At 45.1% G+C, this 9,981-nt stretch carries 6 protein-coding genes and 2 pseudogenes; 1 reads left to right on the top strand and 7 read right to left on the bottom strand.

Annotated elements, in window-relative coordinates:
- Positions 1-78: 78 nt before the first annotated feature.
- On the bottom strand, positions 79-1,416 hold the full coding sequence (locus WJM78_RS08635) for a TolC family outer membrane protein (RefSeq protein ID WP_339015134.1): 1,338 nt from the start codon (positions 1,414-1,416) through the stop codon (positions 79-81).
- Between the two features lie 264 nt (positions 1,417-1,680).
- A pseudogene (locus WJM78_RS08630) lies at positions 1,681-2,379 on the bottom strand (IS5 family transposase); the annotation flags it as partial.
- 71 nt (positions 2,380-2,450) lie between these two features.
- On the opposite strand from WJM78_RS08630, the pseudogene WJM78_RS08625 reads away from it, so the two are divergent.
- Positions 2,451-3,525 (top strand): annotated as a pseudogene (locus WJM78_RS08625) (IS3 family transposase).
- Between the two features lie 78 nt (positions 3,526-3,603).
- On the opposite strand, the gene WJM78_RS08620 reads toward WJM78_RS08625, so the two are convergent.
- From WJM78_RS08620 to ecpA, 5 genes are read right to left on the bottom strand one after another with little or no spacing between them, the layout of a single operon-like run.
- A complete protein-coding gene (locus tag WJM78_RS08620) occupies positions 3,604-4,272 on the bottom strand; it encodes a fimbria/pilus periplasmic chaperone (protein WP_339015133.1) in 669 nt (222 codons plus the stop codon).
- A 15-nt stretch (positions 4,273-4,287) separates the two neighbouring features.
- Positions 4,288-5,907 (bottom strand): hypothetical protein, encoded by a 1,620-nt coding sequence (locus WJM78_RS08615; RefSeq protein WP_339015132.1) that lies wholly within the window; start codon positions 5,905-5,907, stop codon positions 4,288-4,290.
- 2 nt (positions 5,908-5,909) lie between these two features.
- On the bottom strand, positions 5,910-8,366 hold the full coding sequence (locus tag WJM78_RS08610) for a TcfC E-set like domain-containing protein (protein ID WP_339015131.1): 2,457 nt from the start codon (positions 8,364-8,366) through the stop codon (positions 5,910-5,912).
- A 37-nt stretch (positions 8,367-8,403) separates the two neighbouring features.
- Positions 8,404-9,066 (bottom strand): hypothetical protein, encoded by a 663-nt coding sequence (locus WJM78_RS08605; protein WP_339015130.1) that lies wholly within the window; start codon positions 9,064-9,066, stop codon positions 8,404-8,406.
- A gap of 55 nt (positions 9,067-9,121) precedes the next feature.
- Positions 9,122-9,691, bottom strand: coding sequence for a common pilus major fimbrillin subunit EcpA (ecpA, locus tag WJM78_RS08600; protein ID WP_339015128.1), 570 nt, complete (start codon positions 9,689-9,691; stop codon positions 9,122-9,124).
- Between the last annotated feature and the right edge of the window lie 290 nt (positions 9,692-9,981).

Below are 9,981 nucleotides of genomic sequence, written 5' to 3'. Positions count from 1 at the left end.
TCGCCAGATGGACATAGTTCCCCCTGGGAAAAAACCATTCATTCCAGACTTATTTATCAGCAGGCGCTCCATCTTTAATCAATGTAAGTCGGGTAGTTTTTCAGCAGCATTTTTTTCTATTCCGACAAGCGTCATGAGATTATCAACAGCTGAGGCGTAATTAATTGCCGAGCTCCAGCCATCATATTCAGCCATTATTTTCGATGAGGAGCCCTGCCACACATCCTGTTCAACGCTAAGCAAATCATTTATGCTTCGTTTACTCAAAGTATATTCATTTTTGTAGACATCGCGGGCGCGTGACGCATGTTCCAGCTGTAGCTTGGCAGCAGCCATTCTCCCGCGCGCACCCGTCCAGTCTGCCTGCGCCACAGACGCCTTTTGCAATACAGCGAATCGAGCTTGGTCGACTTGGGACGATGCAATTGCCCTTGCCCCTTCAGCCTGACGCACCCGGGCTGAAACGGCGCCGCCCTGGTAAAGCTGCGCATCGATATTGAGCTGAATTTGATCGTCCCAGTACGAGCGCTTATCCGACTCATAGCGTGTGCGCCCCCCTTTGAGACTTAGCGTTGGCCAGTACTGAGACTTTGCGGTTTCCACTCCATATTGGGCCGAACGTTCCATGTTCTGCGCGGCCATTACCGCCGGTATCAACGAATAATCAATTCGGTCCAGCGAATCCGGCTCAACGATGAGGTTTGATGGCACAGGTGAATAGGTTTCAGCCTGCATGCCGGTCAATACAGCAAGCCTTGCACGGGCACTATTTAACGCTGCGTTATACTGTTCTACCATCGCTTGCATGCTGGCAATACGCGTACGTGCCTGGAGTTCGTCTGAAGTTGAACTCACGCCAGCATCCGCGCGTAATGTTGCCAATTGCTCGACGTTTTTGAGCGCCAGAACACTCTCTTTTGCCGCCTGTAACAGATCGTTGTAGCGTTTGACCTCCGCATAGTTCAGGGCCGTTTTTTCCGCCACATCAGATAGCGCGCCCATCAGTTGATAGCGATAGCTATCTCGCTGAGCAGAAGACTGACTAATGCTGTTGTTCGTCTTCCCAAAATCGTAAACTAGCTGTGTCAGGCTCAAGCCCAAAGCAGCCGAATTCCTTAGTGACCCGCTGGAATCTGTGGTTTGACTGTGGCCTGCGCTACCATTCAACGATATTTTCGGCATCCAGCCGCTACGCGCTTCATCTATTTTCGCCTGACTAATTCCCAATTGTGCAGCCTGCTGGATAATTGATGGATCGCGATCAACAGCGAAAAGGATACTTTCTTTTAATGTCATTGACGTGATAGAAAAAATACCTGAAGAGATGTGATAATCCGCTATCGCACCAAACGAAACAAAATTAAACGTTAACAAAAGAGAGAATCGAAGAAAACCGCAAAGCCTCATATGGAGCATACCCCCCCCCTAACACCAAATTCATTAACACCCATTCAGGTCCATTCTGGCCCAAAATCACACAATAAATAAACAATAACAATACAACACGACAACATTGATAGTAGCCCCTATTTACCGGGCCCTCAAGGGAAGGTGCGAACAAGTGGGTCGTACCTTCACCATCAACCCCTTGCCACATTTGAAATGCTCATTACTCCGAGATTCTGACTTTTTACCGCCCAAACCGGTCTTTTAAGCGCTATTTCGCCTCATTTACGAGGCTTATCTCGTTTTTTGGACGCAGCTACCCCATGCCCGTATCATCTGGTCCACTCGAAATAGATTCGCCAGCTTAAACAACATCGCCAGTTGGTTGTCGTTCTTGCGTAGCCCTTTGTACCATGCTTTCAGAAAGCCAAACTGGCGCTTGATAAGCCGGAACGGGTGTTCCACTTTGGCGCGGATGCTGGATTTGAGCCTCTCAAAAGCAATGACTGCTTTGTTTTGACGAGGATGTTTTTTGAGCTACTTGAGTTTGCCAGGGCGCATGGCAATCGCCCATTCAGCCTTCACATCGGCCAGCTCTTCACGATTTTCAGCCCCCTGATATCCGGCATCAGCGAACACAAACGCTTCCTTGCCATGGAGCAGATGACCCACCTGATTGAGGTCGTGCTCGTTGGCTGACGTGGTCTCCAGACTGTGAGTCAGGCCACTCTTGGCATCGACGCTGATATGAGCCTTCATGCCGAAATACCACTGATTGCCTTTCTTGGTCTGATGCATCTCGGGGTCACGCTCTCCACGCTTGTTCTTGGTGGAGTTGGGGGCCTCGATGATGGTGGCATCGACCAGCGTGCCTTGCTTCATCATGATGCCGGCTTCACAAAGCCACTGGTTGATGGCCTCGAAGAGTTGGCGTGCCAGTTGGTGCTGCTCCAGCAGATGCCGGAAATTCATGATGGTAGTACGGTCAGGGATGGTAATCCCCCCGAAAACTTGGGGTGCTCATAAGTAGAATTTTCTCGTATCTTGAACGCAGGAGGTTCTACATGAAAACATCATGCTTTAGCGATGCCCAAATCATCGCCATCCTCAAACAGGCCTAGTCTGGCTCACCCGTCCCTGAACTCTGCCGCGAGCATGACATCAGCTCCGCCACCTTTTACAAGTAGCGCACCAAATTCGGTGGCATGGATGCCTCTCTCATGGCTCGCCTCAAAGAGCTGGAGGAGGAAAACCGCCGTCTCAAGAAGATGTATGCCGAGGAGCGCCTCAAAGCCGAGATTATCGCCGAGGCCATAGCAAAAAAGTGGTGACGCCATCTGCCCGCAGGGAGATGGCTACCAAAGCCGTGTCACTCTTTGCCATTTCTATCCGGCTAGCCTGAGCCTGCAACATCTTCAAGGTCAGAGAAGGCTGTTATCGCTATCAACCCATGCTCGCCGATGAAAACCAGCTTATTGCGGAAATAGCCAGCGGAACTGGGGCTTTGGCCTATGCTTCCTCTACCTGCGTAACGTCAAAGGGTTTGCTTGGAACCACAAGCGGGTCTACCGGATCTATCGGGAGCTTGAACTGAACTTGCGTATCAAGCCCAAGAAGCGACTGGTACGTGAAAAGCCGCAGGCTCTGGCCATACCTGCGCAGCCCAACCACTCCTGGTCGATGGATTTTATGCACGATCAACTGAGCGATGGCCGGTCAGTGCGATTGTTTAATGTGATCGATGATTTTAACTGCGAGGCGCTGTGCATTGAGGTTGATTTATCATTGCCCGCTTCACGGGTCAAGCGCGCACTGGAACAGGTTATTGAGTGGCGTGGCAAACCGGCGATGATCCGGTGCGATAATGGACCAGAATATATCAGCGAAGTGCTCAAGGCGTGGGCGGCGAAACAGGAGATCACTTTGGGGTATATCCAACCAGGCAATCCTCAGCAGAACGCGTACATAGAGCGGTTTAACAGAACGGTACGTTACGATTGGTTGGCTCATCATCTGTTTGGCACGCTGGAGGATCTCCAAGAGTTTGCAACACAATGGCTGTGGGTTTATCACCATGAGCGGCCCAATATGGCGCTGGATGGTTATACCCCAAAGCAGCATCTGGCAAAGGCTGCATGACCTCTACTTTTGAATGCCCCTAAAAATGGGGGGATTACCTTCCACCGTAGGTATCAGACTTGTCACCAGAATTAATACTCACCAACAATCATTTCCTACCGGAATAAAACGGGATTGAAAGACAATTACTTTTTGATTTCCAGATTCACTTACCTTTACATTATGGTATATATCGCCCGGTAATAAATACTTACTATCAGCCTTTCCATCAGGCTGCTCACAGCCGTCCTTAACCATGAATTCAAAAAACGTATTTCCAGTATTTTTAATAGCAGATGACCCCTTGTCAAGTTGGTAATTAAATTGCATTTTTCGAGGGCGAACGACCAAGATTGATTGTAATTCCAGCTTTATCTCTAAAGCTCCTCTGCGAATGTTCTTCTCACTTTCATCGGTTTGAGCGGTTGGAGACTCTGTGAATATAACCTGATAGTAACGCTCGTGATCATCTACGTCTCCTCTATAATAAAATTTAACGTTTTGTACTTGTTTTGAATGCAATACAAAACGTTTAGGGGAGTAAAGAAGCTCACCTCTCTTCATATCTAGTTGTTGTCCATTAGCTGTCGGATTACTGATTTTATTCGCTCTAATCTCATAGATCTTGGGGGCCGTGCTGTTGTTCGTGACTGTTCTAGAAACAAAGGACTGGGATGGCTCCATCACAACGGTCATGGGACCAATGTCTATAGCCATTGCTGGCCAGGAAAATAAAAAAACAAATACTAATCGAATAACGTAGAGCATTTTATGTTCCTTCTGCTAACGCCAAGTTCCTTTGATGGTGATGGTGCCACTTTGATGGACCTCACCTTCCCATATGCGATTAGTAATAGTCTGCTGCACCATCGGGTCGGTCAGATCAAACTCAAGTGCCAAGCTATAAAAACGAGTAATGCCCTTGTCACCATTAGGATCTAACCATTCTTGTGGTGGTTGATTATCCTGGATCCCGAGTGAGCGAATATCAAGTGGTGTATTGTCACAACGAATCGGATGGCTTGAGCTAGAACCATATTGGGTTGAATCAAAGATCAATTTTGTCGGAACAGGAACAGCCTTGTCAGGTGTGATTTGGCTGAGCGGGTGGAAGGTACAATACCCTTGATAGGGGCTGCCAGCATCTTGCGATATCGAAATATCGAGAATATCTGCACTACTAGGGCCACTGTCAGAAATATTGTAAAAAAAGCGCAGAATATCCTTACCAACAGAGCCTTCACGGTAAGGATTCGTAATTCCATCGGAGGATAGTATAGAAACACTAAACTGGCGTGGTTTAATCTTGATCTCCGTTGTACCACTAAATTCATAATATCCACTTTCCGGAGAAAAACCATTCTTCATCTCGAAGCTAACTAGATTACGAGTCAGTTGTTCTTGTAGTCCCAAGCGCACAATCTGCCGAAAAAAGTTACTAGACATGAAGATGTAAATGCTGTTTCTCCCCCGAAGGTTACTGACATTATAACGAACACCTTTATTAACCCATGTGTTCATATTGGCACTCATCTGAAGGTCTGCTGCAGCGATCGCCGAGTTAAGCCCACCATGCTTCACATTAGTATACATGTATGGCTCAGTATATGTTTGGCTACCATCTTCATTAAAACTATAATCAAGAAAGCGACATACAATACCATCGCGAGTACCTATTCGATAATTTTCACACCCTTGTGAGCCAGGTAAAATAAATGGATTTCCATTGCTGTCCACAATCACTTCACTGACGCTATTTGTCTGTATAAAACGCAAGTGGCCTGCCTTTTTATGTCGTATTTTTCGTACATACCAATTACCACTACTTTGATCGGCACATCTGCCCCCTGCAATTGCGTCGTATCTTACTGTAGTAACGCACAAATTCATTTCTCTCTCAATTATAGAACCTACCGGTGCATTACGTAGATAATCGAAAAAGTTTGAGCTAAGTTTAGCGTGTCCCCAGCCATATGCGGCACCGATAAGACCATAAAATCCTTTATTATCTACTACGGCAGGTTTGTTGATTGACTCCGAAGCCTCAGCATCACAACCGGCGACATTATATAAACAACGCTGATTTACATATGGGCGACTGATAGGGCCATTCTCCCACATGTCAATATTTCGATTTGTAACGGCAGTGTTATAACCATTATCCACATATGCCAAGCTAGATTGACCGTTATGCTTTAGTGAAGTCCAAACATTGCTCCCAGTCAAACGAGGATCCAACCCATCAGTTGGCCCTACAAACAAATTACTATCCTCTTGATTTTCGATAAATAGAAAATTTCTTATCGGAGCATCAGGCCAAACTGTCTTAGGTACAGCTAATGCTGAGTCGAGGTTTAAGATAATTATAAAAAAAATAGCAAAGTGTCTCGCAATGTTTTTCATGGCTAATATCCTTTCACTATCGCGTAAGTCGGTAGCCCGCGACAAGTTATGTCTCCCACCCATGCGGCACCGCTTTCCTCTGCCAAGTCCAATTTTGCTTCGCAAAAAATACTATCTTGGTGGAAAGTTAATATGGGATGATTTTTGTCAACATCTAATGAAAACTCACCAGACTCATTGGTCACCGTGCTACCAATGTGATTATCGAGTCTTGCATTAGCTACAATAGTACCATCTTCTGCACGAACAACACCAAAAACAGTGACCATCTCTTTTATGTTATCACTTAAGTTTAGGGTTGCAACATTACCTGGAAATAAAGTATAGCTTTGTTTTCCTGCATTAATGTCATAGCTGTCTTTACTGTTTTTACTATTGAGAAGCTCAATTTCATACTCCTGAAACGGTCTTAATCCCAGAAAGGTTTGTTGCCCTAACAGGGGATAATCTTGTCCATTTATTTTGGCCAACATTTGGCCATCCTTAGCTATTCCTGTATTGATGATCACTCCAGAATTTGTTTCATTCTGGCTAGAAGCGATGAAAGTCTCATCAGTAGTGACAAGCGAACCACGAGATATTAAGTTACCATTGAGGTCACCTCCGTGACCTCGAGCCAGCATCATTGTGCCGGCCATAATTTTGTTGTCGAATCCTAACGTTCCGGATAGCCCCATATTATGTTCATCACTACCCTGTATCATTCGTGATGCATTGAACGAAGCATGATTAATCACACCATCCATACGTTTTTGATAATTTAAGTTGGCGGTAGTCTGCCCTTTTTCATTGCTACTCATACCAAAGCTAAATATATTATCAAATGGAATAGAATAGTCCAGCGTTAAACTTTTGTTATCGAATCCACCGAAGGTGGCACTATTGCTTTGCAGACTTGCCCGCAGTGATAGATTTCCATAACGACCAGAATATAGGTGTTGGTAGTAATCAATAAAACTTCGGTTACTATTAGTAACTCTGTCGTGAGATGTATTGAAATTAAATTGTCCTAGTTCAGAGACCCAACCGCCAATATTAACTGCGACACCTGTCGAATATAGTTCGGTATCACTGATCGTCAGCGTATCCCCTGTTGTCAATTTTTCTTGGCTAGCCCACAATGATACATTGTCGTGAAGTTGAATGGACTGGTTAGAGGCTAGTCGCCATGAGCTGTCTGAAGCCAACATCGTTTGTAGCTGTACATTCGCTTTATCAGCTATTTGCCAACTTACACGGGCTTCTCCTACTGCTGCATCAGCGAAAGCATAACCTGTCGTCGCAAGGTCTATTGAACCAATTGTTTTAGCTAGAGAAAGACCGATAAGTGGAGAGTCACCACTATTATCGGCTCCTTCCATAAGCCCCCCCCACCATTGCCAGCCCCACTCATGGGTAAAGTTGAGGCCGCCCATCAACTTGGTTACCCTCTGGTTACTGGTTTCAGTCAAACGCCCATCCACATAAACTTCCACTATCACGTTGTATACCCCGCCAGGGAAGGAGGTGGTATCGATACGCTGGTTACCAATAGGTAAGTTTTGTAAAGCGATCAGCCGGCTGTCACGATAGATCCTAACTTCTCCATTTGCTGGCATAAAAACCTGTACAGGGGTAGCCGATTCATTAACACTATTCTTGCGTGACTGAGCTTGATTACCGTAAGAGGCTCCATATATACGACCCGTGTTGAGTGCTGTCACGACACCAAGAGTTTGCAAATCCCAAGTGGATACCATTCCAGCAGCTATTCGGCGAGCTTCCAAGTCCCGTACGTACATTGTGCGATAGATATCGCTACTTTGCTGAGACTCTCCAACGTTATAGAGAGATGCATCTAATGCGAGGTGATGTGCTCCATAGCCGAACGTACTACCTAACTGGAAGAAGTTAGAGTCACTATGACCATTATCACTGTTACGTGAAAAGGAATAGCCCATGTTGTACCGATGAACACCCGTTAATGTCTCTACACTTGGCATTAGATCTATGCGATGATCCTGTTGCTCAGATTTACGGAAGGCTTCACGCGCAACATTAATGGTGAGCAGCATTGCCACTAGATCGAGTTGCATGCTGGCATTCTCATTAATATCAAGCATTCCGTTTTGGGAGAAAGTTCGCATATTGTTACTGGACAACAGTCTGGTCAGTGTGTCATTGAGCAGGTTCACTTGTTCACTGGCATTGAAATCGATATTTAAGAGATGTAGAGAACCCTGTTTAAGCAGCAAAGTAGCGTTACCAATAGGTTCATCAGCCATAGTGCTGATTTTGTTACTTTCATCTATATATCGTAGGTAAACAGGAACTGACAGACCATCTTCTAAAGCGGTGGCGAAACTAGCCGGAATGACAACATTTGCAATACGCAGAGGAGTGACAGCATTTGCCTTCACTTGAGCTATTAGTGACAAAGAAATGCACAAGGTAATGACAGAAATGAAATTCAGATGCATCTATTTCCTCACCAAAACAACTATCGAAATGAAGTCTTCATTTGATAACTACAAAGTTCTGTCCCAACCACAAGCCGATATGGCTATTTTTATTCATTACATTAACACGTTGAAATACTCGCTTTTTTCCAGGCAAATCATAATAGTTTTCTTTACATTGTTTATTCGGATTTTCACGGCACACACCATATGCGACCACACGATAAGAAGCATTTCCTTTATTTATTAGCGTGCCACCATCAAATACATAATCAAAATTACTTTGGCGAGGCGTCACCACTAAAATAGTACCAATTTGTGCTGATGTGGTTGCAACCGCTTGACGACTATCCTCTCGCTCCTCATCAATAGATAATGCAGTATCACGCCAAGTAATTCGATAATACCGTTCCTTCGAGTCTGAGGGACCTTTATAGAAGAAGCGAACATTGTTTTTTGCTTTAGCCGGTAGCATTAAACGGCTGGGAGAAAGTAACAGCTCACCATCAACCTCCATTGGTATCTCTTTACCACCTTCTTCCGGTGAAGATATACGAGATATACGGATAGTGACTAGGCGAGCTTGATCACTGTCATTTTCAATCTCTTTTGAGACCTCCTGCATGCCCGAATCAATAATGGTAGTAATATGTCCTACATTGATAGCAAACCCAGAAGTTGGATAAGCTAATAGCATTATCAGAGCAATTTTCGGTAACATACTATTGATTCCTCATCGGGGGGGATCGCCCCCCCCCAGTTAGGTTTGAGCTTGGTTATGACCAGTTAGCAACGAACTCGACGTTGACCTCACCGCTCCACAAACCATCAGGTAGTGCATCAAACGTAGCGTCAACACCGTTAACTGTGGCACTTTCAATATAAAAGTTAAATGAGCCCTGAGCAGTTGTACGCTGAGAATCATCCTTAAAACTTGTTGCCAAAGGTGAAAGGTTGCCGCCTGTTATGCCTGCTGCGGTATCTATAAGTGTAGTATAACTTGCGGTATTGACTGGTGTACCTTGCCAGTTAACACCGACATCGACGGTGGAGCCACCGCCAAGATGATTCAACGTCCCACTAAGCTTTTTAGCCTTAAGAGTGAAATCAGTAGCCGCAGCGTCACCCAAGATAGCAACATCAAACAGGCCATTAACAGTATTGAAGCCCTGAATGCCCTCTGCATACTGAAAGGATAAGCTTGTCAAAGGAGTAACAACCAAGATGGATTGAGTATCCTTTTTTGCTGTTGCTTGCCAAGTCGCGACGGCGGAGGCTTCTACAGCAGCTTGAACAGAGGTAATACCCATTCCGCCAATCACAAGAGCAACAAAAGCTTTTTTCATTTTCCAGTTCCTACATTTATATGAGCTGTATGCTCGCTTGCATTCCCCCTTATCATCCATGCATTTAGTACTGGGGACTTGGGGGGGTTAAATTTCGAACAGGAATGTACCGTTGATATGCATATGGGTCGATGAAAAGCTGTGTAGGAAAAATCTGGATATGATCTGAGTGTCACTACTATACAGCTTTAAAAAAAAGCATAAGCACATGTTTTAAATGAGAAAAGTCATTAGGAAACAGAGTTTGTTAATTTGTTGTTTATTGTTTTTTTGATTAGTAAATATTGACC

It is taken from the genome of Aeromonas popoffii (genome assembly GCF_037818705.1).
GTDB lineage: Bacteria > Pseudomonadota > Gammaproteobacteria > Enterobacterales > Aeromonadaceae > Aeromonas > Aeromonas popoffii.
This window is presented reverse-complemented; position numbering and strand designations above follow the sequence as displayed.